Source organism: Lebetimonas sp. JH292 (assembly GCF_000523275.1).
Taxonomy (GTDB): Bacteria; Campylobacterota; Campylobacteria; order Campylobacterales; family Nautiliaceae; genus Lebetimonas.
Window position 1 is genome coordinate 947183 of sequence record NZ_ATHQ01000001.1, and the last position, 25435, is coordinate 972617.

At 30.6% G+C, this 25435-nt stretch carries 36 protein-coding genes; 24 read left to right on the plus strand and 12 right to left on the minus strand.

The features are described from left to right. Window positions 1-189: 189 nt before the first annotated feature. The 7 genes from DZ64_RS11870 (at window position 190) to DZ64_RS0106025 (ending at window position 4945) form a co-directional block, all read left to right on the plus strand. Window positions 190-429: a CDC27 family protein gene (locus DZ64_RS11870; protein ID WP_236618730.1), complete on the plus strand. Its 240-nt coding sequence runs from the start codon at window positions 190-192 to the stop codon at window positions 427-429. Next, window positions 413-919 (plus strand): hypothetical protein, encoded by a 507-nt coding sequence (locus DZ64_RS0106000; RefSeq protein ID WP_024789819.1) that lies wholly within the window; start codon window positions 413-415, stop codon window positions 917-919. The genes DZ64_RS11870 and DZ64_RS0106000 overlap by 17 nt, the downstream gene beginning before the upstream one ends. Beyond that, window positions 916-2589 carry a GspE/PulE family protein gene (locus tag DZ64_RS0106005; RefSeq protein ID WP_024789820.1) on the plus strand — a complete coding sequence of 558 codons (1674 nt, stop codon included), beginning with the start codon at window positions 916-918 and terminating at the stop codon, window positions 2587-2589. Before DZ64_RS0106000 ends, DZ64_RS0106005 begins: the two co-directional genes overlap by 4 nt. Then, the gene (locus tag DZ64_RS0106010) at window positions 2579-3799 is read left to right on the plus strand and encodes a type II secretion system F family protein (protein WP_024789821.1); all 1221 of its coding nucleotides are present in this window, start codon (window positions 2579-2581) and stop codon (window positions 3797-3799) included. Before DZ64_RS0106005 ends, DZ64_RS0106010 begins: the two co-directional genes overlap by 11 nt. A 185-nt stretch (window positions 3800-3984) precedes the next feature. Continuing rightward, window positions 3985-4452 carry a type II secretion system protein gene (locus tag DZ64_RS13895; protein WP_024789822.1) on the plus strand — a complete coding sequence of 156 codons (468 nt, stop codon included), beginning with the start codon at window positions 3985-3987 and terminating at the stop codon, window positions 4450-4452. Between the two features lie 3 nt (window positions 4453-4455). Further along, a complete protein-coding gene (locus DZ64_RS14155) occupies window positions 4456-4683 on the plus strand; it encodes a prepilin-type N-terminal cleavage/methylation domain-containing protein (RefSeq protein WP_084029347.1) in 228 nt (75 codons plus the stop codon). Beyond that, window positions 4637-4945 (plus strand): hypothetical protein, encoded by a 309-nt coding sequence (locus DZ64_RS0106025; protein ID WP_024789824.1) that lies wholly within the window; start codon window positions 4637-4639, stop codon window positions 4943-4945. Before DZ64_RS14155 ends, DZ64_RS0106025 begins: the two co-directional genes overlap by 47 nt. On the opposite strand, the gene DZ64_RS0106030 is transcribed toward DZ64_RS0106025, so the two are convergent. From DZ64_RS0106030 to rpmI, 6 genes are all read right to left on the minus strand, one after another. Next, on the minus strand, window positions 4861-5886 hold the full coding sequence (locus DZ64_RS0106030; RefSeq protein WP_024789825.1) for a PAS domain-containing sensor histidine kinase: 1026 nt from the start codon (window positions 5884-5886) through the stop codon (window positions 4861-4863). The two genes, DZ64_RS0106025 and DZ64_RS0106030, sit on opposite strands and share 85 nt — an antisense overlap. Beyond that, the gene (locus DZ64_RS0106035; protein ID WP_024789826.1) at window positions 5883-7427 is read right to left on the minus strand and encodes a long-chain-fatty-acid--CoA ligase; all 1545 of its coding nucleotides are present in this window, start codon (window positions 7425-7427) and stop codon (window positions 5883-5885) included. The genes DZ64_RS0106030 and DZ64_RS0106035 overlap by 4 nt, the downstream gene beginning before the upstream one ends. Before the next feature lie 59 nt (window positions 7428-7486). Continuing rightward, window positions 7487-8278, minus strand: a complete 792-nt coding sequence (rsmI, locus tag DZ64_RS0106040) for a 16S rRNA (cytidine(1402)-2'-O)-methyltransferase (protein WP_024789827.1) — start codon at window positions 8276-8278, stop codon at window positions 7487-7489. Further along, complete coding sequence (rpmE, locus tag DZ64_RS0106045; protein WP_024789828.1) at window positions 8279-8479, minus strand: 50S ribosomal protein L31; 201 nt, start codon at window positions 8477-8479, stop codon at window positions 8279-8281. Window positions 8480-8489: 10 nt separating this feature from the next. Next, window positions 8490-8843: a 50S ribosomal protein L20 gene (gene rplT / locus DZ64_RS0106050; RefSeq protein WP_024789829.1), complete on the minus strand. Its 354-nt coding sequence runs from the start codon at window positions 8841-8843 to the stop codon at window positions 8490-8492. Between the two features lie 80 nt (window positions 8844-8923). After that, entirely contained in the window at window positions 8924-9118 is a 195-nt protein-coding gene (gene rpmI / locus DZ64_RS0106055) for a 50S ribosomal protein L35 (RefSeq protein WP_024789830.1), read from the minus strand. A gap of 89 nt (window positions 9119-9207) precedes the next feature. Here rpmI and DZ64_RS0106060 point away from each other — a divergent pair, with 89 nt between their 5' ends. Continuing rightward, on the plus strand, window positions 9208-10011 hold the full coding sequence (locus tag DZ64_RS0106060; protein WP_024789831.1) for a diguanylate cyclase: 804 nt from the start codon (window positions 9208-9210) through the stop codon (window positions 10009-10011). Here the strand turns inward: DZ64_RS0106060 and DZ64_RS0106065 are convergent. From DZ64_RS0106065 to DZ64_RS0106090, 6 genes are all read right to left on the minus strand, one after another. Further along, a complete protein-coding gene (locus DZ64_RS0106065) occupies window positions 10001-10969 on the minus strand; it encodes a beta-ketoacyl-ACP synthase III (RefSeq protein WP_024789832.1) in 969 nt (322 codons plus the stop codon). The genes DZ64_RS0106060 and DZ64_RS0106065 overlap by 11 nt on opposite strands. Beyond that, window positions 10953-11954 (minus strand): phosphate acyltransferase PlsX, encoded by a 1002-nt coding sequence (gene plsX / locus DZ64_RS0106070; protein ID WP_084029351.1) that lies wholly within the window; start codon window positions 11952-11954, stop codon window positions 10953-10955. The genes DZ64_RS0106065 and plsX overlap by 17 nt, the downstream gene beginning before the upstream one ends. After that, on the minus strand, window positions 11954-12103 hold the full coding sequence (gene rpmF / locus DZ64_RS0106075; protein ID WP_024789834.1) for a 50S ribosomal protein L32: 150 nt from the start codon (window positions 12101-12103) through the stop codon (window positions 11954-11956). Before rpmF ends, plsX begins: the two co-directional genes overlap by 1 nt. A gap of 9 nt (window positions 12104-12112) precedes the next feature. Further along, window positions 12113-12439, minus strand: a complete 327-nt coding sequence (locus tag DZ64_RS0106080; protein WP_024789835.1) for a DUF177 domain-containing protein — start codon at window positions 12437-12439, stop codon at window positions 12113-12115. Next, window positions 12440-12853, minus strand: a complete 414-nt coding sequence (ndk, locus tag DZ64_RS0106085) for a nucleoside-diphosphate kinase (RefSeq protein WP_024789836.1) — start codon at window positions 12851-12853, stop codon at window positions 12440-12442. Window positions 12854-12916: 63 nt separating this feature from the next. Next, window positions 12917-13189 (minus strand): 4Fe-4S dicluster domain-containing protein, encoded by a 273-nt coding sequence (locus tag DZ64_RS0106090; protein WP_024789837.1) that lies wholly within the window; start codon window positions 13187-13189, stop codon window positions 12917-12919. A 225-nt stretch (window positions 13190-13414) separates the two neighbouring features. On the opposite strand from DZ64_RS0106090, the gene DZ64_RS0106095 reads away from it, so the two are divergent. The 16 genes from DZ64_RS0106095 to DZ64_RS0106165 all read left to right on the plus strand — a co-directional run bounded on the left by DZ64_RS0106095 (window position 13415) and on the right by DZ64_RS0106165 (window position 25424). Further along, the gene (locus DZ64_RS0106095) at window positions 13415-14359 is read left to right on the plus strand and encodes a bifunctional oligoribonuclease/PAP phosphatase NrnA (protein WP_024789838.1); all 945 of its coding nucleotides are present in this window, start codon (window positions 13415-13417) and stop codon (window positions 14357-14359) included. Beyond that, window positions 14356-15294 (plus strand): hypothetical protein, encoded by a 939-nt coding sequence (locus DZ64_RS10835; RefSeq protein WP_051429999.1) that lies wholly within the window; start codon window positions 14356-14358, stop codon window positions 15292-15294. Before DZ64_RS0106095 ends, DZ64_RS10835 begins: the two co-directional genes overlap by 4 nt. Beyond that, complete coding sequence (locus DZ64_RS13315; protein ID WP_236618673.1) at window positions 15221-15646, plus strand: M23 family metallopeptidase; 426 nt, start codon at window positions 15221-15223, stop codon at window positions 15644-15646. Before DZ64_RS10835 ends, DZ64_RS13315 begins: the two co-directional genes overlap by 74 nt. Next, window positions 15643-16167 carry a septum site-determining protein MinC gene (locus DZ64_RS0106105; RefSeq protein WP_024789839.1) on the plus strand — a complete coding sequence of 175 codons (525 nt, stop codon included), beginning with the start codon at window positions 15643-15645 and terminating at the stop codon, window positions 16165-16167. Before DZ64_RS13315 ends, DZ64_RS0106105 begins: the two co-directional genes overlap by 4 nt. Next, a complete protein-coding gene (lpxC, locus tag DZ64_RS0106110; RefSeq protein WP_024789840.1) occupies window positions 16164-17039 on the plus strand; it encodes a UDP-3-O-acyl-N-acetylglucosamine deacetylase in 876 nt (291 codons plus the stop codon). The genes DZ64_RS0106105 and lpxC overlap by 4 nt, the downstream gene beginning before the upstream one ends. Next, window positions 17020-17475: a hypothetical protein gene (locus tag DZ64_RS0106115; protein ID WP_024789841.1), complete on the plus strand. Its 456-nt coding sequence runs from the start codon at window positions 17020-17022 to the stop codon at window positions 17473-17475. The genes lpxC and DZ64_RS0106115 overlap by 20 nt, the downstream gene beginning before the upstream one ends. 9 nt (window positions 17476-17484) lie before the next feature. Continuing rightward, entirely contained in the window at window positions 17485-18366 is an 882-nt protein-coding gene (gene thrB / locus DZ64_RS0106120) for a homoserine kinase (protein WP_024789842.1), read from the plus strand. A 25-nt stretch (window positions 18367-18391) separates the two neighbouring features. Then, entirely contained in the window at window positions 18392-18664 is a 273-nt protein-coding gene (locus tag DZ64_RS0106125; protein WP_236618674.1) for a DUF448 domain-containing protein, read from the plus strand. 48 nt (window positions 18665-18712) lie between these two features. After that, window positions 18713-21127, plus strand: coding sequence for a translation initiation factor IF-2 (infB, locus tag DZ64_RS0106130; protein ID WP_369792118.1), 2415 nt, complete (start codon window positions 18713-18715; stop codon window positions 21125-21127). A gap of 2 nt (window positions 21128-21129) precedes the next feature. Next, window positions 21130-21483, plus strand: a complete 354-nt coding sequence (rbfA, locus tag DZ64_RS0106135; RefSeq protein WP_024789845.1) for a 30S ribosome-binding factor RbfA — start codon at window positions 21130-21132, stop codon at window positions 21481-21483. Further along, complete coding sequence (gene rimP, locus DZ64_RS0106140; protein ID WP_024789846.1) at window positions 21476-21916, plus strand: ribosome maturation factor RimP; 441 nt, start codon at window positions 21476-21478, stop codon at window positions 21914-21916. Before rbfA ends, rimP begins: the two co-directional genes overlap by 8 nt. Window positions 21917-21933: 17 nt before the next feature. Next, window positions 21934-22695, plus strand: a complete 762-nt coding sequence (ribD, locus tag DZ64_RS10840) for a bifunctional diaminohydroxyphosphoribosylaminopyrimidine deaminase/5-amino-6-(5-phosphoribosylamino)uracil reductase RibD (RefSeq protein WP_236618731.1) — start codon at window positions 21934-21936, stop codon at window positions 22693-22695. Between the two features lie 13 nt (window positions 22696-22708). Then, on the plus strand, window positions 22709-22876 hold the full coding sequence (locus DZ64_RS13320) for a hypothetical protein (RefSeq protein ID WP_236618675.1): 168 nt from the start codon (window positions 22709-22711) through the stop codon (window positions 22874-22876). Then, window positions 22873-23928: a DNA adenine methylase gene (locus DZ64_RS0106150; protein ID WP_024789847.1), complete on the plus strand. Its 1056-nt coding sequence runs from the start codon at window positions 22873-22875 to the stop codon at window positions 23926-23928. The genes DZ64_RS13320 and DZ64_RS0106150 overlap by 4 nt, the downstream gene beginning before the upstream one ends. Before the next feature lie 102 nt (window positions 23929-24030). Continuing rightward, entirely contained in the window at window positions 24031-24177 is a 147-nt protein-coding gene (locus DZ64_RS12345; protein WP_156922628.1) for a hypothetical protein, read from the plus strand. 410 nt (window positions 24178-24587) lie between these two features. Beyond that, window positions 24588-25424 (plus strand): site-specific DNA-methyltransferase, encoded by an 837-nt coding sequence (locus DZ64_RS0106165; protein ID WP_024789848.1) that lies wholly within the window; start codon window positions 24588-24590, stop codon window positions 25422-25424. The last annotated feature ends 11 nt before the right edge of the window (window positions 25425-25435 follow it).

Here is a 25435-nt window from a genome sequence, read left to right on the forward strand (position 1 = left end):
TTTATTTTTGTTTTTTTTAATTTTTTTAATATTTTTCTTTATAAAAAAATAAAAAGATATTAAAAAAACAAAAAAGAAAAAAATTAAAAAAAAAAATTAAAATAATCAAATAAACAGCAATTTACAAAAATTATTAAATCCAAAAAAGAATTATTAAATATTTCAACCCTGCCTTCGTATGAAACATGTATAACACTTGCCAAAAATTATTATAAAAACGGTGATTATGAAAATGCTTTAAAATGGGCAAAAAATGCCAATTTGCAAAATAAAAATAAACCTGAAAGCTGGATTATTGTGGCCAAAAGTCTTTATAAATTAAATCAAAAACAAAAAGCGATTAAAATTTTAAAAATTTATTATGATTATACTAAAAATAAAGATATTTTAAATATTATAGAAAGGATGAAAAATGGGGAAACTTTTTAGCGTTTTTATTTTATTGACAGTTTTTTTAAATGCTTCAATAATTGATGAATATAAAAATAAAAATTATAATAAAATATGCAGTTATAAAAATATAATGAAATATAAAAAAAATGAAAAAATTCTCTCAGTTATAGGTGTATCCTGTGTAAAAATAAACAGTTTATATTTGCTTCCATATATTATTAATTATTTAAAGCATACAACAGTCGGCAGAAAAAACGCTATTTATTTTCTTGTAATATTTAATGAAAAAAAACTTCTTTATTCATTTTTGTTTGATAATTTTAATGTCAGCGATTTTAATTTTCCAAAAACCGGGCATATTTTATCTACAGTTTTTAATGCTGTTAAAAATAAGAAGTATAAAAAAACGGGTGAGGTTTATTTAATCAAAAAAAACGATATAACCATAAAAATGTATAAAGAAAATGATAAAATGATAATAGAAAAGATTAAAGGTAAAAAAATAAAAAGGTATTGGTTCAGATGATTAGAAAAAATGTAAGATTAGGGGATTTATTAATACAAAATAAAATAATTAACGAAGAAGAATTAAACAATGCTCTTGAAAAACAAAAAGAATTAAAAAAAGAGGGGGTTTATAAAAAACTTGGCGAAATATTAATTGAACTCGGTTTTGCAACGGAAAAAGAGATACTTGAAACACTTTCTCGTCAGCTTGGATATCCTTTTGTAGATTTATTTGGTGAAAAAGTAGATTATGATTTGATGAGCTCATTTCCAATTGCTTTGCTCGAAAGACATAAGATTCTGCCTTTTAGAAAAGATGACGAATATATTTATGTTGCCACTTCAGACCCTCTTGATTATGAAGCGGTGGAAACGGTTGAAAAATTTTCTCCAAAACCTCTTCAAATATATATAGCTTTAAGCAAAGATATAAATGCCATACTTGAGAGGTTAAAAGTTACCATTTCAACCAACGAATTGATTAAAAAGGTAAAAATTGAACTTCAAAAAGGAGGTGGGGAAAATATAGCCGCAATAGATGAGCTTTTGGATGTAATAATTCAAAATGCGATAAAACAGCGTTCAACCGATATTCATATAGAACCGGGAAGATACAATTTTTCGGTAAGAAGCAGAATAGACGGGGTTTTAAGAGAGCTTTTTTCTTTCGATAAAGATATATATTTTCCTTTGATTTCCAAAATTAAATTACTCTCAAATATGGATATCAGTGAAAAAAGAAGACCGCAGGATGGAAGATTTACAAAAAATTATAATAACCGTATTTATGATTTCAGGGTTTCCACCACACCAACTCTTCATGGAGAAAGCGTAGTTTTAAGGGTACTTGATCAGCAAAAAATTCTTCTTAGACTTACCGAACTTGGAATGAGCGAATATAATTTAAAAAGATTTGAAAAACTTATCCACACCCCTTATGGAATAGTGTTTGTAACAGGTCCTACAGGAAGCGGTAAAACAACCACTTTATATGCTGCACTGAATGAATTAAAAGGAGTTGATAAAAAAATTATTACCGTAGAAGATCCTGTGGAATATGAAATTCCTCTGATTCAACAAATTCCTGTTAATTATAAAATAGGTGTAACATTTGCCGTGGCTTTAAGAAGTATTTTAAGGCAGGACCCTGATATTATAATGATAGGTGAAGTCAGAGACACTGAAACACTTACCGCTTCTATTCAGGCGGCACTTACCGGACATTTGGTGCTTGCTACGCTTCATACAAACGATGCACCAAGTGCAATTACAAGAATGGTTCAGATGGGGGCGGAAAATTATCTGGTGGCCGACGCTTTGATCGGAGTGGTTGCCCAAAGACTTGTAAGAAAAATTTGTCCTTACTGCAAAGAAGTTTTTCATCCAAGCAAGCAGGAACTGGAATTAATAAAACCGTATTTAAAAGAAAATATTACCTTTTACAAAGGCAAAGGATGTAAGGAATGTAATTTTACCGGATATTTGGGGCGTGAAATGATAAGCGAAGTATTAATTATTAATGATAAACTGGCCCATTTGATAGCGAACAGCAAAGACAAGGTTGAAATTCTCGAAATTGCAAAAGAACTTGGGTTTGTAAGTATGATAGATGACGGCATAAATAAAGTAAAATCAGGTATTACTACATTAGAAGAAATCTTGAGGGTTGTAAAAGTAGATGTGGTTTAAAATAGATTATATAAAAAACGGAAAATTATATTCAAAAACACTTAAAGCAAAAAGCATTAACGAAGCTGTAAAATTATTAAAAAAAAGAGATAACAGGGCAATAATCAGAGATATAAAAAAAATTGAAAAAGAATCTTTAATAGACGAATTTTTAACAAAACTTGATTTGGCAAAAATCGATTTTGAAGAATATATAAGCGTTATTGATCAATTATATGTAATGCTTGATGCCGGACTTGGTATAGATACAGTAATAGATAATATAAAAGAAAATATAAAAAATAAAAAATTAAAAAAAATATTTTTTTCACTTGCAAATGATATTAGAGCCGGTCTTTCACTGAGCGATAGTGTTAAAAAGTTTGAAAAAGATTTGGGCACATTAAGTACAGCAATGGTTTCTTTGGGTGAAGAAACAGGGGATCTGGCAAGGGCGATGCATGATCTCTCTCAAATTTTAAGTGAAATTTTGGAAAACAGAAAAAGACTTAAAAAAGCAACCCGTTATCCTGTTTTTATTATATTTGCAATGATGATTGCATTTGTAGTGGTGATTTTATTTGTAATTCCTCCATTTAAATCCCTTTTTGCCTCTCTTCATACCGAATTGCCGCTTCCTACAAGGTTTTTATTATGGATAGAATATGCATTTGAACAATATGGACTTTATGTATTAGCAGGTGCTGTAATAATTTTTGGAATATTAACATATATTTATAATACCAGTGAAAAAGCAAGACTTAAAATGGATAAATTTATGCTTAAAATTTATATAGTGGGTCCCGTTATAAAGTTGGCTATGATTGGCAGGTTTATTTTTGTAATGCAAAGACTTATTGATGCGGGGATTCCTATAATTAATGCAGTGGAAATTGCTTTAAATATTGTTGATAACAGATTTATCTACAAAAGACTGATACTGATTAAAAATTCCATTCAGATGGGTGGGACTGTAAAGCAGGGCTTTGTTGAGAGCGGACTGTTTGAAAATATGATAATTCAAATGATAGCGGCTGGGGAAGAATCGGGCTCGCTTGTACTTATGCTTCAAAAGGCAAGCAATTATTATCTGAGTAAATACAGGTATATTGTTGATAATATTGCAGCGCTGATTGAACCTGTTTTAATAGCTGCAATAGCGGGATTTGTATTTACACTGGCACTTGGAATATTTTTGCCGATGTGGAATCTTACAGAAGCAATGCAATAGGGGAAATTATGGGAATAGAAACTGGTAGTATAGTTATAGCGATAATTAGTACGATTATTTTGGCTTTTGCTTTATGGATAATATATAAAATTTCGAATATATAAAAAAATAATGAAATATTTATTAATTCACTTGATTTTAAAAAAAAATGTAGTATAATTATTAAAATTTAAAAAGGAGTAGAAATGAGAAAAGGTTTTACGTTAATTGAATTAATTTTTGTTATTGTAATTATCGGTCTTTTAGCAGCAGTTGCAGTTCCTAAATTTTTAAATCTAAAACAAAATGCAGAGGCAGCGCCATTGTTAGAGGCAATAAATGATTTAAACGGAAGTGGTGGAGCAAGTGCTTATCTGAATGCATCAGAATTGAGAGGAATTAAAGATAATGAGTTAAATATAACTAATTTCTATAAATTTCAAGGCGGTTATTGGACAGTATCAACTGACAATAAAACTGCTACATATAGAAGCGGATATACTGATTTAAATGCCACTATTTCTTATAACAATAATGGTACAGCAACTGTAACAAATTATTGTGATACCACATCAGATCAAGGAAAAGCAGCTGAAGGTTATTTAAAAGCTCATGGTTTAGATTGTTCACCAACTGGAACTTCCTATACTATAAATTTAGCAACACAAAAATAATTAATGGGAAGAGCATTTACATTAATAGAAATTATTTTTGTAATTGTTCTCATAGGTCTTCTGGCCTCTGTGGCCATACCTAAGTTTACCAATCTTACAACAAATGCAAAAAATTCCGCGCTTAAATCAATAATTACTTCTGTCCAGTCTTCAATTGACAATATTCATTCTCAGTGGGTTGTAAATGATGATTTTAAATGGATCGGGGCTGACGGAATTGACCGATTTTGACAATAATACAGGTTATCCTAAAAAATTAGATGAGGGTAAAAATACAAACAAACTTTTTTCTTATGTTTTAAAAGTGCCTGTTTTAAGTTGCGGGAATAAAAATTCAGGCTGTTTTGAAGAGTATGATGATAATAAATACGAATATAAATACAATTCTTCAAAAGATTTAAAATTTCATTATGACAGCTCAAGCGGATTAATTGTATGTGATGACGGAGATGGAGTAAGTAAAGAGGAATGTGAAAATCTATTATTTAAATAGGCAAGATAAATCCTAAATCCTTTTTTTTCTTTAGCTAATTCTATCTTTCCTTTATGAGCTTCTATAATTTCCTTACTTAAAGCAAGTCCAAGACCGTTACCTTTTGTTTTTGTGGATTTAAAAGGTGTAAAAAGTATATTTTTATCTTCTATTTCTTTTCCGGAATCATAAATATTAATAATATGATAATTATCTTTTTTATCGTATAAAATTTCAATTAATCCTTCTTCATTTTCATCTTCTTCTATTGCATCAATCGCATTTATTAACATATTTTGAAGAACGAGTAATATTAAATCATAATCGGCATTTATTTCAATGTCAGGTAAAAAGAATATAAATTCTATGTTTTTAGAATATGAATAATATTTTATAATCTCTTCCAAATCTTTTTGTAATTCGCTTAAAAAAAAGATTCTTTTATTAAGTTTTAAGCCTTTTGAAAAAAGAAGAGTCGATTTAATTATTCTTTCAATCCTGAAAATTGAGCTTTTTGCTTCATTAATTAATTCATTGTTTGGACATTCTTTTTTTAATAAAGACAAAAGTATGGAAATAGAACCTATTGGGTTTCTTATTTCATGTGCTAAATGTGCTGCCATCTGACCCATTGAGATTAATCTTTCATTTCTTTTTTGTTCAGTTATATCTGTTGCGCTTATTATTTTTTTGTTTTCAATTTTTGAGCTTCTGATTAAATAGACTTTATCATTTATCTCTATTTCCCCTTCATTTGGAATAAAATTAAACTCATTGGTTTTAGAATTCTCGGCAATAATTTCCTCATTTTCATCTATAACCCATAGAGCATGTGGTAAAAATTCAATAACCCCATTTAATATGTTTTTTAATTCAATAAATTCGTTTTCTACTTCATAAGTCCTCTCAATTAATGTTTCAAGATTTTTTATCAGCTCTTCATTTTCTTTTGAAATATTCATTTCATATATTCCTCAATATTTTCTCTTAATTTTCTTTTTAAAACTTTTCCGGTGGCATTTTTTGGAAGTTCATCTATTACATAAAAAGCTTTTGGGATTTTATAATTTGCAAGATGTTTTTTTAAGTATTTTTTAAATTCTATTTCATTAAATTCTGCATTGTCTTCAAGCTCAATAAATGCAACAGGAATTTCATCATTATTTTCTTTTTTTCCAATTACCGCACACTCTTTAATTCCCGGAAATTTCAGGCAGATTTCTTCTATTTCTCTTGGATAAATATTTACGCCTTTAGAAATAATCAAATCTTTTTTTCTATCAAGTATATAAATATACCCGTCTTCATCTATTTTTCCAATATCTCCCGTAAGCAGCCATCCATTAATAATGGTTTGTTGAGTGGCGTCTTCCCTTTTATAGTAGCCTTTCATGACATTATCGCCTTTTACGATAATTTCACCGGCAACTCCTTTCGGCACTTCAATTAATTCATCATTTACTATTTTTACTTCAACTCCCGGAATTGCGGGGCCGACTGAAGAAGGTTTTTGAAGCTCGGCTCTGTTGACCGCCACTACAGGGGAGCATTCGCTAAGTCCGTAACCTTCAAGCAGTTTTGCCCTTTTGAATTTTTTTGAAAATCTCTCCAGCACTTCCCCGGCGAGAGGTGCGGCTCCTGAAACAAAAAACCTTATTTTATTAAACCAATGAAAATAAAAAGGAAGTTTTGCCCTTGAGAGTGCTGAATAAACATCCGGAACACCTGTGAAAATTGTAACTCTTTTTAGTAGAGTCTCTTTAATAATTTTACTAAAAGGCATAATTGAGCGTATTATTACAACAGGGGAACCGTAAAACATTGGAAGTAAAATATTAACAGTCAGGGTGAATGAGTGAAACATAGGAAGATATGCTATAAATCTGTCTTTATTTGTAAGTTTAATAAGCTCATTTATCCCGTAGATGTTTGAGAAAAAATTTTTGTATGTAAGCATTGCCCCTTTTGGTTTTCCGGTAGTTCCGGATGTATAAATAATTACCGCCAAATCATTTCTTTTAGGAAGTTCTTTTACTTCATGAGATTCAAAGTTTGAGAGTATTTCAGAAAAAGAGATATTATTTTCATCTATATTTTCAACTTCACCTTCCCAAATAATTTTTTTAATATTTGTATTGTTTCTTATATTTTTTAGATTGTTTTTAAATTTGCTTGAAGCTATTAAAATTTCAGCTTCAGTGTCATTTAAAATAAAAGTAATTTCTTCTTCTTTTAAAAACGTATTAACCGGTACGGCAACGGCAGAGAGTTTTTGTATGGCAAGAATTGCAACAATAAATTCTATTGAATTTCCAACTAAAACAGGAACTAAATCACCTTTTTTAACACCTATTATTTCCAAAGCCCTGGCAAATGTGTCAACTTTTTTTTTGACTCTCTCCCAGGAAATTTTTCTGTTATTTAGAAAATAGGCAGGTTTGTTTTTTAAATTTTTTGCATTTTTTTCAAGTATTTCATAGAAGTTATTATATTGATAATTCATAAAATTACCTTTTTATCATTATTATATCAAATTATTAATTTTCCATTTTATATTCTCAATTATCCATTATTTAACAGTGAATTGTATATCTCTTTTTGTGATTTTTCACTTATTTTAGCAAGAAGTTTTGATTTTTCTTTTATGGGAAGGTTAAGGTTTAATATGTCTTCATAAGTCAGATTTAGTGTTTTTGTTTTTTCGGCTTTGTTTATTACAACAACCCATTCGCCTTTAGTATTATCTAACTTTATATCTTTTGCTTTTGCTTTTATAAATTTTTCATGAATTTTTGATATTTCTTTTATTAGAAAAATTTCTCTGTTTTCATCTATTTTTTGAATTTCTTTAATCAGTTTTTCAATTCTGTGAGGAGCTTCGTAAAGAATAGAAATTTTGCCTGTTTGCATAATTTCATATAATTTATCGGTTCTTTCTTTTCCTTTATTTGGTAAAAACATATAAAAACAAAATTCACCTTCAAATCCGCTTGCAACAAAAGCTGTTACAAAAGCGCTTGGTCCCGGTAAAACAGTATAGGGTATATTGTTTTTCTGACAAAACCGAATTAATTTACTACCTGGGTCACTTATTCCTGGCATTCCGGCATCACTGACGTAAGAGCATTCTTTAGTTTTCAAAAGATTTATATCCAGGCTGTTAATTATTTTTGATTCATTATGTGAATGCATCGAAATAAAAAATTTATTTAGTGGGATGTTTAACAGATTCAGAAGTTTTTTTGTTACCCTTGTGTCTTCGCAAAATATAATTTCGGAATTTTCAAGGGCTAAAAGAGCCCTTTTTGTAATATCGGCTAAATTTCCAATTGGTGTTGGAACAAAATATATCAATTATTTTAAGCCGTATTTTTTCTTAAATTTCTCTACTTTTCCGCCTCTGTCTAAGTTTCTTTCCTGTCCTGTATAGAAAGGATGACATTTATCGCATACTTCAATTCTGAGTGTAGGTTGATTTGAAAGTATTTCAAAAGTGTGACCGCATGTGCATGTAACCTGACAAGTCAAATATTTGGGATGTATACCTTTTTTCATTTATCTCTCCTTATAGTGCCTCTTTAGCTTTTTGAACAACCGCAGCAAAAACTTCAGGTTCGTTCATAGCTAAATCGGCAAGTATTTTTCTATCAAGTTCGATGCCGGCTTTTTTAAGCCCGTTTATAAATCTTGAATAACTAATATCGTTTAATCTGCATGCGGCATTAATTCTTACAATCCATAATTTTCTGAAATCTCTTTTTTTCTGTTTCCTGTCTCTAAAAGCGTATACAAGACTTCTTTCAATCTGTTCTTTGGCTTTTCTAAAATGTTTTCTTCTGCCAGAATAGAAGCCTTTAGCCATTTTTAATATTTTTTTATGTCTTTTTCTTCTTACCGTTCCTGTTTTTACTCTCATTATTTCTCCTTGTTTTTTGGCGTGCAAACTTTCGCAACTTAGCCTTTTAGGCGGGGTCTTTTACCCACTTGGCCACTTCTACACTAAACTCCTAAAAGTTCTCTTACTTCTTTGTAGTTTACTTTTGCAACATATTTAGGGGCTCTAAAATTTCTTTTTCTTTTTTGTGATTTTTTAGTTAAAATATGGCTTCTAAAAGCGCTTCCTCTTTTGATTTTACCGCTTTTTTTAACTTTGAATCTTTTAGCCGCCCCTCTGTTTGTTTTCATTTTAGGCATTTTAAGCTCCTTACTCAAATTGAGATGAAATTATACCATAAAGTTTGATTTTATGCTACAATAATGATACCTTATGTAAGGATTAAAAAATGATTATAGAAAAATATGTCGAAGACGTTTATTATAAAGAGTGTAATGAAGTAAAAGATATGACAATTAAAGAATTAATTGTTTTATCAAATAAATATAAAACGGATTCAATTTATCTGACAAAAAATAAATATCCTGTTTTTATGTTTGAACATATTGATTTTTTAGATGTGCTTTTGAGTAATGAATTGGATGTAAATGTTTTGGAGTATATCAAAAAACATCCTAAAAAAATAAATGTTTTAAATTATGATACAAATATTATAGATGCGTATTATTATATGCGTTCAAACAATTTAAAAAAAGTAGCTGTAATTAAAAACAACGAGCTTATCGGTGAAGTTAGTTTTAAAATGATAAGTGCACGAATTGCTGATATTGTAATAAAAGATCCTCTTACAGGTGTTTATAACGAAAAATATTTTGAAGTGTTGATTGAAGAATACAAGGATTTCGACAAACCTCTCGGAATTATTTATATAGATATTAAAAACACAGGGGTAATTGAGGGATTATACGGAAGAGAAAAAGTAAATGAAATATTAAAAGCAATTGCCGATAAATTAAAAAATATGCTGAGAGATATAGATTTTATTTTCAGAAACGATTTTAGATTTAAAATAATAACATTTTCTCCTCTTGATGTAACGGAAAAAATAATAAACAGAATAAGAAAATCATTAGATAATTTTGAAGTAGACGGAATTAAAATTGCATATTCTTTATCTTTTTCCCATATTCCCGAACTTGAAGGTAATGTGTTATTGGCTCTTGATGATTTGGAAAGAAATCTTATAGATTAAAAGGGACTATCGCACTTCCCCATGTAAATCCGCCTCCGAAAGCGTCAAGAAGCATAATATCGCCTTTTTTAATTTTTCCAATTTTATATAAATCATTTATTGCCATAGGTATTGAAGCAGAAGAAGTGTTTCCATATTTATGAACGGTTAAAACAGATTTTTCTTTTGGCATTTTAATGGTTCTTGCAACAGCATCAATTATTCTGTAATTTGCTTGATGAGGAATAAACCAGTCTATTTCTCTGCTTGTCATACTGTTTCTTTTTAATATATCGGTTACAGACTGGGACAATGTTTTAACGGCGACTTTAAATGTTTCGTTACCTTTCATTTCGAGCCAGATTCTATCGCTTTCACATCCATATTTTACACCTCTGCCGGGTGTTATTAAAAAATCTTTATATTTACCGTCGGCGTTTATATCTATATCTGTTATGGCTTCTTCTTTTTTCTCTGTTGCACTTATAATTGCGGCTCCCGCCCCGTCACCAAACAAAACACAGGTGGTTCTGTCTTTCCAGTTTACTATTTTACTGAGTGTCTCTGCACCGATTATCAATATGTTTTTATATACCCCGCTTTCAATAAAAGCCTTTGCCTGGGCAAGGGCATAGATAAAGCCGGTACAAGCGGCGCTGATATCCACTGCAGGCGCTGTAATCCCCAGTTTTTCAGCTACTAAACATGCGGTTGAGGGCATTGTGAAATAATCAGGTGTTATTGTGGCTAAAATAATCATATCAATATCTTCGGGTTTCATTTTGGCATTATTAAGTGCATCAACCGAAGCTTTATACGCCAAATCACTTGTTACCTCATTTTCAGCGATATGTCTTGTTTTTATACCTGTTCTTTTTGTTATCCATTCATCTGTAGTATCTACTATTTTTTCCAAATCTTTATTTGTTAAAATTTTAGGAGGAACATATGCCCCTATACTTTTAAAACTTGCATACATTATGAACCTTTAGGGAATTTTCTATTTTTTGTGTTACATCGTTTTCGATATATTTTACGGCTTGGAAGATTGCATTTTTTATGGCTTTGGAATTACTTTTCCCATGGCTTATAATAACACATCCGTTTATTCCAAGAAGAGGTGCACCTCCGTATTCTGCATAATCTGTTGCTTTTTTTAGACCTTTGAATACGGGCTTTAATAAAAGTGCACCTATTTTCTGAAGAAGCCCTGAGGCATAAATTTCCTGTTTTATTAAAGTTGATATGGCTTCTGCCGCACCTTCGCTTGTTTTTAAAACAATATTTCCTATAAAACCGTCGCATACAACAACATCCACTCCGCCTTTAAATATGTCAGAGCCTTCTACATTTCCGATAAAAGCTTTGCAGTTTTCTTTTAATATTTTAAAAGTTTCTTTGGTAACGGAGTTTCCTTTGCTTTCTTCTTCACCGTTGCTTAAAAGCCCGATACTTGGAGTGTTTTTATTTAAAACCACTTTTGCATATTCTTCACCCATTAAAGCAAACTGATATAAATTATTTGCATCACAGTCAACATTTGCACCTACATCAAGCACAAGTGTATATGATTTTTTGATATTCGGCATAAAAGTTACAATAGCAGGTCTTTTTATTCCCTTTATTCTGCCGAGTCTGAGTGTTGCAAGGCTCATTGTGGCTCCGCTGTGACCGGCTGAAACAACTGCGTCAACCTGTTTTTGTTTAAGTAATTCAATAGATTTATAAATAGTGGATTCTTTTCTTCTTACAGCATCTGTAGCACTGTCACTCATACTTATAACATCTTCACTATTTATAAACCTAACTCTCTCTTGTAAATTTTTTGGAATTAAAGGTTTTATTTTCTTTTCATCTCCCACCAAATAAGCGGTAAAATCTTTCTTTTTCAGTGCTTCAACAACACCTTCGATAATAGGCCCGGGACCGAAGTCCCCTCCCATTGCATCAATCGCTATTTTCATTAATACTCACCGCAGCTTGGGCATGCTCTGTGAGGTCTTTTGTAAGCCCCGCAGTTTGAACATTTTACAACACTGGATAATCTGATTTTATAATGTGTTCTTCTTTTAGCTCCTCTTGTTTTAGAGTTTCTTCTTTTTGGAACTGCCATTGTTTCTCCTTAAAATTCTTTGTTAAATTCTTTGTTTTTACATTTTTCGCATATATTATAATCAAGTTTTAAACTCTCTATTTCACTTTTTAGTATTTCATCTAAATCAAATTTTTCTTGTTCAATTATATCATACTCATCATCAAAACCGTGATAAGTAGGTTTTACAATTTTATATTTAACCTCTTCGTCAACTTTTCTTTCAAAAGTATTTAAACATTTAACGCATTCCACTTCTAATGTACCGGTGATTTTTCCTTTTACTAAATAAAAATCACCTTTTTTTTCACTATTGCCGATAAATTGAATATTATTAATTTTTTTTTGAATATTCAATTACAAAATCTCCCTGCCTGCAAAGAAAAATGCGATTTCTTTTTTTGCATTTTCAAGGGAATCACTGCCGTGAACTGCATTTGCTTCAATACTCTCAGCAAAATCAGCTCTAATTGTGCCCTCTGCCGCTTCTTTAGGATTGGTGGCTCCCATAAGTTCCCTGTTTTTAGCTACCGCATTTTCACCTTCAAGAACCATAACTACAACAGGTCCACTGCTCATATATTCACATAAATCATTAAAAAACGGTCTTTCTTTATGTACTTCATAAAATTTTGCAGCGTCGTCTTTGCTTAATTTAATTTTTTTCATAGCTGCAATTCTAAATCCCTTATTTTCAAATCTATTTAGTATTTTTCCAATAACATTTTTAGCTACAGCGTCAGGTTTAATTATTGAAAGTGTCTGTTCCATTATCTCTCCTTAGCTTTTTAGAGAGGAATTATACAAAAAAATGAAGAAAAAAAGAAGAGGGGATTATTCGATTACAGGAGTACCAGGTTCTCCTCTGTCTTCTCTGCAGGTTTGGCCTTCTTTGCATTCGTCCCAAACTATGCATCCCTCAGTAGGGCAAGCTTCAGCACATGCCGGAGAATCATAATATCCAACACATTCTACGCATTTGTCAGGATATACATAATATGTTTCTTCTCCTGTTGGGTTTTCGCTGTCATCTACAATTGCTTCTACAGGACATTCGTCTATGCAAGCCCCGCAATTAATGCAAATATCAGTAATTTTTACTGCCATTTTAACTCCTTTATTTTTTTTGTAATAGAAATATAACACACAAACCTTAAGTTTTGCTTAAATGTTATTTTTTAAAATTTTTTTGTTACGTTTTGTAATATAAAAGTGAGTAGTGAATGGTGAGTAGTTAGTAGTTATAGGAATTTTTTAATTCACCACTCACAACTCACTACTCACAACTCACTATTTTATTATTTGTTATAATTCCATAAAAAAGGCTAATATATGAATTTATATAAACAGGTTTGGGAAAAAATAATAAATTCAGACAATATTTTATTGATAGCCCATGTAAATCCCGACGGAGATGCTCTTGGAAGTTCATTGAGCTTATATCCTATTTTAAAAAAAATGAATAAAAAAGTGACTGTTTTTAATATTACAAAACCTCTGCCGCAGTATTTGGATTTTTTACCTAATTTTAATAAAATAACAGACAGATTGCCTAAAAAAATAGATTTAATCATTTCATTTGACTGCGGCAGTTTTGACAGACTGGGACTTGAAGGCAAACCCTCTTTTCTTATAAATATAGACCATCATATTTCAAATACAAATTATGGCGATATTAACCTTATAGAACCAAATGCGGCATCTACTTCACATGTTATATTTAATATGTTAAAAGCTAACAATGTTGAAATTGATAAAGATAGCGCAATATGTATGTATACGGCACTTGTAACCGATACAGGAAGTTTTCAGTATGAAAGTGTAAACGACAAAGTGTTCGAAATGGCGGCAGAACTTGTAAAATGCGGGGTAGAGCCAAATTATGTAGCTAAAATGCTCTTTCAAAGGGACAGGCTATCACGCCTCAGATTACTTGCAAAAGCTTACGATACAATAGAATTATGTTGTGATGGAAAAGCCGCTTTTGTTGAAGTTACAAAAGAGATGATGGAAATTACCGGGGCGATAAAAGAAGATACAGATACTATAGTAAACAGTGTAAGAGCTATTGCAACAGTTGAAGTAGCATGTCTACTCAGGGAAGAAGATGAGGGAATAAAAATTTCCCTTAGAAGCAAGGATTACGCCGATGTAAGTAAAATTGCTGTTAAATACGGCGGAGGCGGGCATATAAGGGCAGCCGGGGCTACAATTAAAGAATTTGATTTTAAAAAAATAAAAGAAATGCTTAAAAATGATATAAAGGAAATTTTATGAAAAAATTATGGATTTTTATATTAGTCTTAATAATAGCTGCAGGAGGATTTGTCTGGTTTTCCCCTATGTTTGAAAGAATTCCTCCTGAAATTAAGGTTAAAACAAATGGTTTTACAAATTTAAAAAACCCTGTGGAAATAGATTTGAGCGATAACAACGGTATAAAATCCTATAATGTGACATTGATTACGGATTCCAATGCAAAAGAGCTTGTTAAAAAAAGCGGGAATTTCGGAAAAAACATAAAACTTGAAATAAAACTTCCGCCTGTTTCTTCTAAAAAAATAAAACTTGTAATCAGTGCCGTGGATACTTCAAAATGGAACTGGTTTGCCGGAAACGAAGCAAAAAAAGAGGTAACCCTAAAAGTTGATACAACTGCCCCTGATGCCGAGATTGTAAATAATTCCTATGCCATAGGAAACGGCGGGAGTGCAGCGGTCGTTGTAAAAGTGGCAGATGACAATTTAAAAAATGCATATATATTGGTCGATAACAAATATAAATTTAAACTTACACCTTTTTATAAAAAAAACTATTATGCGGCGCTAATTGCATGGCCGGTGAAAGAAAAGACATTTGATGCAAATCTGGTTGCAATGGATTATGCAGGCAATAAATCAACAGCTCATATTCCTCTATATTGGAAAAAATATAAATACATTTCTAAAAAAGTTGTAATTACCGATAATTATATAAAAAATAAAGCCATACCGATTTTACAAAAAATGAAGGTAAGCATTCCAAGCGACTCTGTCAGTATATTTAAAAAAGAAAACGAATATGTCAGAAAACTGAATAATGAAGAAATTTCAAAATTGACAAGCGATGTATATGAAAATAGGATAAATAATTTTTCCATTGCAAGATTTAATCCGCTTCCGAGAAGCGCAAAAGAAGCAGATTTGGGAGATAAAAAGACATTATTTATATAAAAATAAACTCATTTTATATTCAATACATGAAGGAATAGATCTTGCTAAGATTAAAAGAGCAAAAATATTTGCAAGTAATTATGGAAAAGTGGTAGCAGAAAAATGGATAGGAATTTACGGAAATACATTAATTATTTATCATAAATTGGGACTTTATTCATTATATGCCCATACGTCGGAATTTGATGTGCCTGGAACCGGTAATACAGGAGGTGCTATAGGAGATCATTTGCATTTTGGTGTTTATATCCAGGGAATTGCCGTGAATCCTTATGAATGGATGGATAGCAATTGGATAAGAGTAAACATTATAAATATAATCAATTCATCAAAAAGGCTTATAGGTAAATGAGGCAAAAAACCATAAGGGCTTTTATAGTGGAAGATTATGAAAAATTAAAAAATGTTGTAGAATCAAAATATGCTCTGGTTAAAAATTACTATTTTTTTTTGAAAGAAAATAATGAGGCAATAGAAAATTTTTTAAAAGAAAAAAAATTAAACTATATTGTTGAAAACAATATTTTTACTTCTGAAAAGGAAAAAACGAAAGAAGTTAAGATTATTGAAAAAGAAAAAATTATAGAAAAACGTGTTAATACAAAAATTTATGATAAAATTATAAGAGCGGGAGTTGAAATAGACAGTGATGAAAATTTGATATTTTTAAACAGAATTAATGCAGGAGCTAAAATAAAAACTTCCGGAAATGTTGAAATATTCGGGGAATGCGAAGGTAATATTGTTTGTGAGGGCGAATATTTGATAGTAAAAAAAAATAAAAAAGGGACGATTTTTTATAAAGGCGAAAATATCGGAACAGTAGAAAAATTAACCGTATTTACAAAAGACGGAAAAAGGGAACTGGAGTGAAACAAAGAACAATTAAAAAAGCAGTGGAAGCGGTAGGCATAGGCCTTCATAAAGGGGTGCCTGTAAAATTAAGGCTTGAACCTTTGGGAGAAAACAGTGGAATAATATTTTACAGAAGCGATAAAGGTGTAAGTATTGAATTAAAACCTCAAAATGTCGTGGATACCAAAATGGCCACTGTAATAGGCAAAAACGACGTGGTAATTTCCACAATAGAACATTTGATGAGTGCCGTTTACTCTTTTGGAGTAGATAATTTAAGAATAGTCTTGGATAATGATGAAGTTCCCATTATGGACGGAAGTGCGATAAGTTTTGTAATGCTCCTGCAAGAAGCCGGTATAAAAGAGCTTGAAGCCCCAAAAAAATTTATAAGAATTACTAAAGAAGTTGAAATAAAAGAAGGCGAAAAATTTGCAAGGCTTAAACCCGATGAAAAAATTTCATTTGATTTTGAAATAAATTTTTCCCATCCTGTAATAGGAAAAGAAAAAAGAGAATTTGTTTTTTCCACCAGAAATTATATTGAAGAGATAGCCAGGGCGAGGACTTTCGGATTTTTAAAAGAAGTTCAGTATTTAAGAAGCATGGGTCTTGCACTCGGTGGAAGCCTGGATAATGCCATAGTTCTTGATGACAAAGGGATTTTGAATGACACCCTTAGGTTTGATGATGAATTTGTAAGACATAAAATTCTTGACGCAATAGGAGATATGAGTCTGCTTGGCGGAAATTTTATAGGCAGATACGAAGCTTTTGCCAGCGGGCATCATTTGAATCATTTATTAACAATAAAACTGTTTGAACAAAAAGCCTATGAAACAGTAACTTTTTCAAAAGAGGAGTTTTCACTTGTCAAAGCCTTTGGTTGATGTTGTAGCAGTTGTAATTTCAAAGCCCGTAAAAGTTGGAATCTATAAGAATAACAGATTAATAAAAACTGTACAAAAAGAAGGTTTAACAAGTGATGTTTTGCCTGAAATATTCGATGAAATTTTAAAAAAATATAAAGTCAATTCCATTTTCTATTCCAAAGGGCCGGGAAGTTTTATGTCCATAAAATTAGCTTTTGTGTTTTTTAAAACCCTTGAAACAGCAAAAAATATTAAATTATTTGCAGCCGACGGATTTTATTTTAATAACAATAGACCCATAAAAGCTGTCGGGAAGAGTTATTTTGTAAAAAAAGAGGGTATAATTACACTTAAAAAAAATTTAGAAGAAGGCGAATTTTTTTTACCGGAAATTTTAAATAAAGATGATTTTTCTGCGGATAATTCGCCTCTTTATGTGTTAAAAGCAGTTTGAAAGGTTTTTATGATTATAACGGTTCCGGCTACAAGCGCAAATTTAGGTGCGGGGTTTGACACATTAGGTTTGGCGCTTAATTTGAGAAATGAAATAGAAATTTTACCCAGTGAAACAACAGAAATAGAGATATACGGCGAAAATGCCGATTTTTTAAGAAAACTTCCGAGAAATTATTTTGTGGATATATTTAGTGAACATTATAAATATTTGACAGATAAAGAAGTAAAATTTAAATTTAAATTTAATAATAAAATACCTCTCTCGCGCGGGCTTGGAAGCAGTTCGGCTGTAATAATAGCCGCGATTACGGCTGCATATGAAATGGCTCAGGTCCCGTATAAAAAAGACAGAATTATAAATTTGGCACTAAATTACGAACCGCATCCCGATAATATCACCCCTGCGACACTTGGGGGATTTTGTGTTGCAAAACTGAGAAAAAACAGGGTTTATTTTCTTAAAAAATTTATTCCAACTTACCTAAGGGCTGTTATTGTAATTCCAAACAGACCTATTTCAACCCAGAGAAGCAGAGAAGCGTTAAAAAAATATTATTCTCTAAAAGATGTGGTTAGTAATATTTCATCTTCCTCGATGATTACCGCTGCATTTTTTTCTGAAAAATTTGATATTTTAAAATATATTGTAGAGGACAGAATTCATCAGGAAAACAGGATGAGGCTGGTTCCTGAACTGTTTAAGGTAAGGGAAATAGCCTTGAGGGAAGGCGCTTTAATGTCCACACTCAGCGGAAGCGGTTCAACGTTTTTTAATATGGCGTATAAAGATGATGCATATAGTATTTATGCCGCTTTAAAAGATAATTTTAAAGATTTTAGTGTTAAAATATTGAATTTTGACAATTTGGGAGTTAAAGTATATAATTAGCGGTGAAATTAGAGAAGAGTGAACAGTGAATAGTAAAAATAAATGTGAAATAGGAAATGAAAAACAGATTAGAATGTGCGTTGCCTGCAGAAAAAGGGAAAAGCAAAGTAATTTGTACAGATTACAGTGCATTAATAATGAATTAATTAAATTCACAGGAAATGGCAGAAGTTTTTATGTATGTGAAAAATGCATAAATTCAAAAAAATTTGTAAGATATATTTCAAAATTATGTCATTTTAATAAAGATGAAGCAAAACAGAAAATTTTAACTTTTTCATTTTCCATTTTACATTAAAGAAAAGGAGTTTGTTTGAAGATAAAGGTATCAATAGTTGCAAGAGAAATGGGTCTTAAAGCAAAAGAACTGGTTGAACTTGCAAAAGAAATCGGGATAGAAGCTAAAGCAAGAGGTGAAATTACACCCCTTGAAGCGGCTAAAATTCAGGAATATTTTTTAAATAAAGGAAAAGAACCTAAAGAAGAGGTAAAAAAAGAAAAAAAACAGGAAGTAAAAAAAGAAGAAGAAAAAAAACCTGCCAGACGCAGAAGAAAAACATTTAACGATTTGGTTAAAAAAACAAAACAGGGTATCACTCTCGTTAAAAGAAAAGAAGAGCCTAAGGAAGAAAAACCAAAAACGGAAATTAAAGAAGAACAAAATACCAAAGCTGTTAAAAAAACAGTTAAAAAGGCGCCTGCTAGACCTAAAAAAATTCAGGAAAAAGAATTAACTATTAATGTGGATTTGGCAGATATGGACGTTATAGAAGAAAACCAGGTTGAGCTTTTGGATCTCTATTTTAATGATGTTTCATTAAAAGACGAAGAAATAAGTGAAAAAGTAAAAACAAAAAAAACTTTAAAAACAGAAGATAAAAAACAAGAAAAAAAAGCGGTTAAAACTGTTAAAAGAAAAAAAGTAAGCGAAGGCGGATTAATAAAAGAAGGGCTTAAGAGAAAAAGAAAAAAGAAAAAAGAAGTCAAAATCGAGATTATAAGAATTCCAAAAGAAGTAAGAGTCCATGAATTTGCAACTTTAATCAAAAAACCTATAGAGGATGTGATTGAAGCATTAAGAGCTCTTGGGGAAGAGAGGGATAAAAACGACTTTTTGGGTGAAGAATATATCGAAACCCTTGCAGAGGAATTTGGCTCAAACATAGAAATATATGACCCTCTTGCGGAATTTGATTATATAAAAAAATATGATGAAAAATGCAAAGATTCAGATAATTTGCAACAAAGACCTCCTATTGTGACTATTATGGGGCATGTCGACCATGGAAAAACAAGTCTTTTGGATAAAATAAGAAATTCAAGAATTACTGCAAAAGAAGCCGGAGGAATTACCCAGCATATCGGTGCTTATATGGTGGAAAAAGACGGTAAAAAAATTACATTTATCGATACACCGGGGCATGAAGCGTTTACAGAAATGAGGGCAAGAGGCGCACAGGTTACAGATATTGCAATTATTGTAGTCGCTGCTGATGACGGTGTTATGCCTCAAACCAGAGAAGCTATTGCCCATGCCCAGGCCGCCGAGGTACCTTTTATAGTGGCGGTAAATAAAATAGACAAACCTCAGGCCAATCCTGATTTGGTTAAATCACAGCTTGCTGAAATGGGAATAACCCCTGTTGAATGGGGAGGAGAATATGAATTCGTAGGAGTTTCGGCAAAAACGGGCGAAGGCATAGACGATTTGCTTGAAACAATTTTGATGCAGTCTGAAATTATGGAAATTAAAGCCAACCCAAAATGCCCTGCAAAAGCCATTGTAATCGAAAGCAGAATAGAAAAAGGAAAAGGTCCGGTAGGAACAGTTATAGTTAAAAACGGAACACTTAAAAAACAGGACAGTTTTGTATGCGGAATAACCCATGGAAGGGTAAGATTAATTATAGATGATTTGGGAAAACAGAAAAAAGAGGTAAAACCGGGTGAGCCTGCGGAAATTACAGGATTTGACGAAGCTCCTATCGCAGGGGATAATTTAGTGGTTGTAGAGAGTGATAAAGAGGCAAAAGAAACTGCCGAAAAATGGAAAAATTATCTTGAAGCCAAAGAAAGAAGCAAGTCAACAAAAGCAACGCTTGAAGATTTACAAAAAATGATACTTGAGGGTGAACTTAAAAAACTTCCTGTAATTGTAAAAGCGGATACCCAAGGAAGTGTTGAAGCTATTAAAGGAAGTTTAGCTAAACTTAAAAACGAGGAAGTAAAAGTGGATGTTATTCATTCCGATGTAGGGGCTATAACGGAAAATGACGTAATTTTGGCAAAAGCAAGCGAGCCTAAAGCTATTATTTTAGGATTTAATGTAAGACCTACAAACGGGGCTAAAAACAAAGCTAAACAAGAAGGAATAGAGATAAGGACATATTCTATTATTTATGATTTAATTGATGATATAAAAGAACTTTTAAGCGGTTTGATGACTCCTAAAATAAAAGAAGAAGTAACAGCAACTATTGAGGTCAGGGACACGTTTAACGTACCTAAAGTCGGAACCGTTGCTGGATGTTATGTAATAGACGGTATGGTTCACAGGGGCGATTTTGTAAGGGTTATAAGAGACGGCGTTGTTATTTACGACAGTAAACTTGCATCTCTTAAAAGATTTAAAGAGGATGTAAAAGAGGTGGGAAAAGGTTTTGAATGTGGTATTATGATTGAAGGATTTAACGATATTAAAGTGGGAGATATACTCGAAACTTATAAAAAAATTGAAGAAAAAGCCTCTTTTGAAGGATAATAATGGGTAAAAGTATAAAAGTCCAAAGAAAAGAATCCCTGCTTAAAGAAATTATTCCTGAAGTGCTTGCTCAGATGAATGACAGCAGAATCAGAGGCCTTGGGGTTGTTGATGTTGTTTGTTCCCGCGATGGAAGTGATGCAAAAGTATATTTAGAAAAAAGTTATTTAAATGAAAAAGAACAACGCGAGGCCTTAAAACAGCTTAAACAGGCAAGAGGATATATTCAAAATTACTGCCTAAAATCAACCGGCTGGTTTAAAGTCCCAAATTTAACTTTTACATTTGACGAACTTCTTGAAAAAGAAAATAAAATGGAAGAATTGTTTGAAAAAATAAAGGCAAAAGGTGAATAATTTAAAAGAAATTATTGAAAAAACAGTTAAAAATTACGGCTGTGACCTTTATGATGTTGAAATTACAGAAGAGGGCGGACACAAATATTTCAGAATTTATATAACAAAACCGGGCGGCGTTAATTTAAACGACTGCGAAGCCATAAACAATATGCTCTCTCCTATATTTGATGTGGAAGAGCCTATAAAAGAGAGATATTTTCTTGAGGTAAGCTCACCGGGGCTTGAGAGAAAACTTACCAAAAAAGAGCATTTTGAAAAAAGTATAGGCGAGAGGGTAAAAGTTAAAACAGCCGAAGGTAAAAAAATAAAAGGAATTTTAAAAAGTTTTGACGGAGATGTTGCAGAAATCGGCGATGAAAAAGTAAAGTTTGAAGATATAAAAAAAGCAAAAACATATGTTGATTGGAATAATTATAAAGGCTTAAAATAAAAGCCTTAGAACTTGCCATTAATGAAGCCTGGAAATATCAGCTTCTAACCTATCCGAATCCGGCTGTCGGATGTGCTGTTTTGATAAAAAATCAAATTTTTACAGATGTCCATAAAAAAGCGGGAGAACCCCATGCCGAAGTAAATGCTCTTTTTAAAGCCTTTTCTTTTTTTCAAAAAACCCCGAAACTAAAAACTGCAAAAGAAATCCATGAATTTTTGATAAAAAATCATAACAATTTTTTTAATGATGCCCAGATTTATGTAACGCTTGAGCCTTGCTCTCACATAGGAAAAACTCCATCCTGCGCTAATTTAATTTCAATTTTAAAACCAAAAAAAGTAACAATTGGCTGGCTAGACCCAATTATTGAACACAGTGGTGGGGCGGAAATGCTTAAGAATAGAGGAATTGAAGTGAGAGTTGTTAATGATAAAAGATGTTTTGATTTAATTGAACCTTTTATCAAATGGAATAAAGATAAATTTATATTTTTTAAGTTAGCCCAGAGTCTAAACGGGGTAATTACAGGCGGATATATAAGTTCTGAAAGCTCTTTAAAGTGGGTGCATCAGATAAGAGATAAAATTGATTTATTAGTAATAGGCGGGAATACCGTTAGAATTGACAGACCTACACTTGACAGCAGAAGAGTAAACGGAAAAGCCCCTGATGTGCTTATTTATTCAAAACAAAAAGAATTTGATAAAACTATTCCTTTGTTTAATATAAGCGGAAGAAAAGTTTTTATAGAGGATAATTTAGAAAAAAATAAATGATTATAAGTTTATTATGGTTGAAGGAGGAGAGAGACTTTATAACATTTTTAAAGATTTTGTGGATTGGAAAGTATTTATAATAACTCCTAAGATTTTTGATAGAATAAATTATAAAACAAATGATGAAATTGAGATTTTACATATAGAAAAAAGAGATGATTTGATAGTGTGGAGCAGGTGATAGATTTATTTAAAATTAATCAAAGAAGATATTTAGGAAATAAAACAAAAGTTTTAGATTTAATAAAACAAGTAATAGATGAAAATGTAAAAAATTTTTATTCTTTTTGTGATATATTTGCCGGGACTGGAAGCGTAGGAGCTTTTTTTAATGAAGAAAATAAAAAGATAATTGTTAATGATTTTTTATATCATAATTATGTGTCTTTGAGAGCTTTTTTGAGCGATGAAAAATTTGATGAGAAAAAGATATTGAAATTAATAGATGAACTAAATAATCTAAGTGTATTTGAAGAAAATTATTTTTCTATAAATTTTGGAGATAAATATTTTTGTAAAAAAAATGCTATTAAAATAGGGGCTATTAGAAAAAAAATAAATAATTGGTTTTTGGAAAGTAAAATAAATGTTAAGGAGAAAAATATTCTTTTAACTTCTTTAATTTATGCGATTGATAAAATAGCAAATACAGTTGGACATTATGATGCGTATATAAAAAAAGAGATAAAAGAAAAAGAATTTAAATTAAAAATGCCTGATATTGATTTGAAAAGAAATAAAAATAATGAGATTTATAATATGGATGCAAATACTTTAATTAGAGAAATTGAGTGTGATATATTATACATTGATCCTCCTTATAATTCAAGGCAATATTCAAATATGTATCATCTTTTAGAAAATTTAGCTTTATGGCAAAAACCAGAAGTTAAAGGAGTTGCTGGAAAGTTTGATACAAGGCGTTTAAAAAGCGGATATAATCAAAAAGAAGCTGTTAAATTTTTTGAAGACTTGATAAAAAATGCCAAAGCTAAATATATTCTTTTTAGTTATAATAATATGAAAGATAAAGGCCATAGCAGAAGTAATGCAAGAATTAGTGATGAAGACATTTTTAGAATACTAAAACAAAAAGGAAAAGTGGAAGTTTTTGAAAAAGAGTATAGGGATTTTAGAAGTGGGAAGAGTGAGATAAATAATCATAAAGAAAGAGTGTTTTTTGTGGAGGTCAAACATATAGTTGGAGTTATGGAACTACTTCTTTTAGAGTAAGTGAATTAAAATATAAAATAGAAAGACAACTTATTAGATTAAAAGAATTAAGAAATATTTATCCTGATAAAAATTGGAAAGATTTACAAGAAATTTATTTTGATGTTATTAGAAGAAGGATTAGCAAAAGAAACTTCAAAAAATAAAGCAAAAGATGCAAGACAAAAAACATCTCCATTGGTAGATTTGGGATTAGTTGATAATATTTTGAGAAATATTATAAATAATTTATTTTTTTTATATTTTTGAAGCAAATTTGAAAGATAAATTCTATATAAAGATATTTTTTGTCATTAATATATATACTTATCAAAATTTTTGATTTAGAAAAATTTTTAAAACAGAAATATTTAGCAAATAAACTAAAAGAAAAAAAACATTTACATATTGTTTTTAGAAGTTTTTAATGAATTGAAAACTTTTAATAATTCAAAAGAAGAAAATTCTTTATTTATTTAACATTTCTAAAAAAAGTTAATTTAGAAGATAATAAACAAAAAATATTTGATGAAAAAAAAAAAAAAAGAGAAGAATTTAACTTTCATGTAATAGATGTTATTAGACATATTGGAAGACATAATTTTCAAAAAAAAGCATTTGGTGTTTTTATAGCTCCTTATTTAGACCCTAATGTTTTAGTCATTTTTAAAGGAAAATTTATGCAGTTAAATAAAATATATTATGATAATTGTCTTAATGTTTTAAACGATAAAAATAAAATAGAAGATAATTCAATTCAACTCATTTTTGCAGATCCTCCTTATAATTTAAGTGGTAATGGATTAAAACTCGTTGGTAATAAGACAGGTGGAGATTATTTTATGGTAAATGAAGCATGGGATAAGATGAGTTTTGAAGAGTATAAAGACTTTACAAATAAGTGGATAAAAGCTTGTAAGAGAATATTAAAAGAAAATGGAAGTATTTTTATTTGTTGTAGTTATCACAATATTGGTGAATGCACTATGGGGCTTAAAGAAAATGGATTTAAGATAAATAATATAATTACTTGGCAAAAAACTAATGCAATGCCAAATTTGACAAGAAGAGTTTTAACTCATTCAACTGAATTTATTATTTGGGCTGTTAAAGGTAAAAATTGGATTTTTAATTATGAAATTTTAAAAGAATTAAATCCGGAAAGAACAAAGGATGGTAGGAAAAAGCAGCTTAGAGATGTTTGGCAGATACCTTTATGTCAGGGGAAAGAGAGATTAAAAGATGAAAATGGTAAAGCTCTTCATCCTACTCAAAAACCAGAAGAGTTATTAAAAAGAATAATTTTAGGTTTTTCAAATGAAGGTGATATTGTGTTTGATCCATTTGCTGGAAGTGGAACAACACCATATGTTGCAAAAAAATATAATAGAAAATTCATTGCTATTGAAAAAGAAAAAAAATATTATAAGGCTATTTTAAAAAGATTAGGGGAGTTTTATATAGATAATATTACTGATAAAAGAAAAGAAAAAACTCTTTTTGATTTTGTAAATTAATGAAAGAGAAA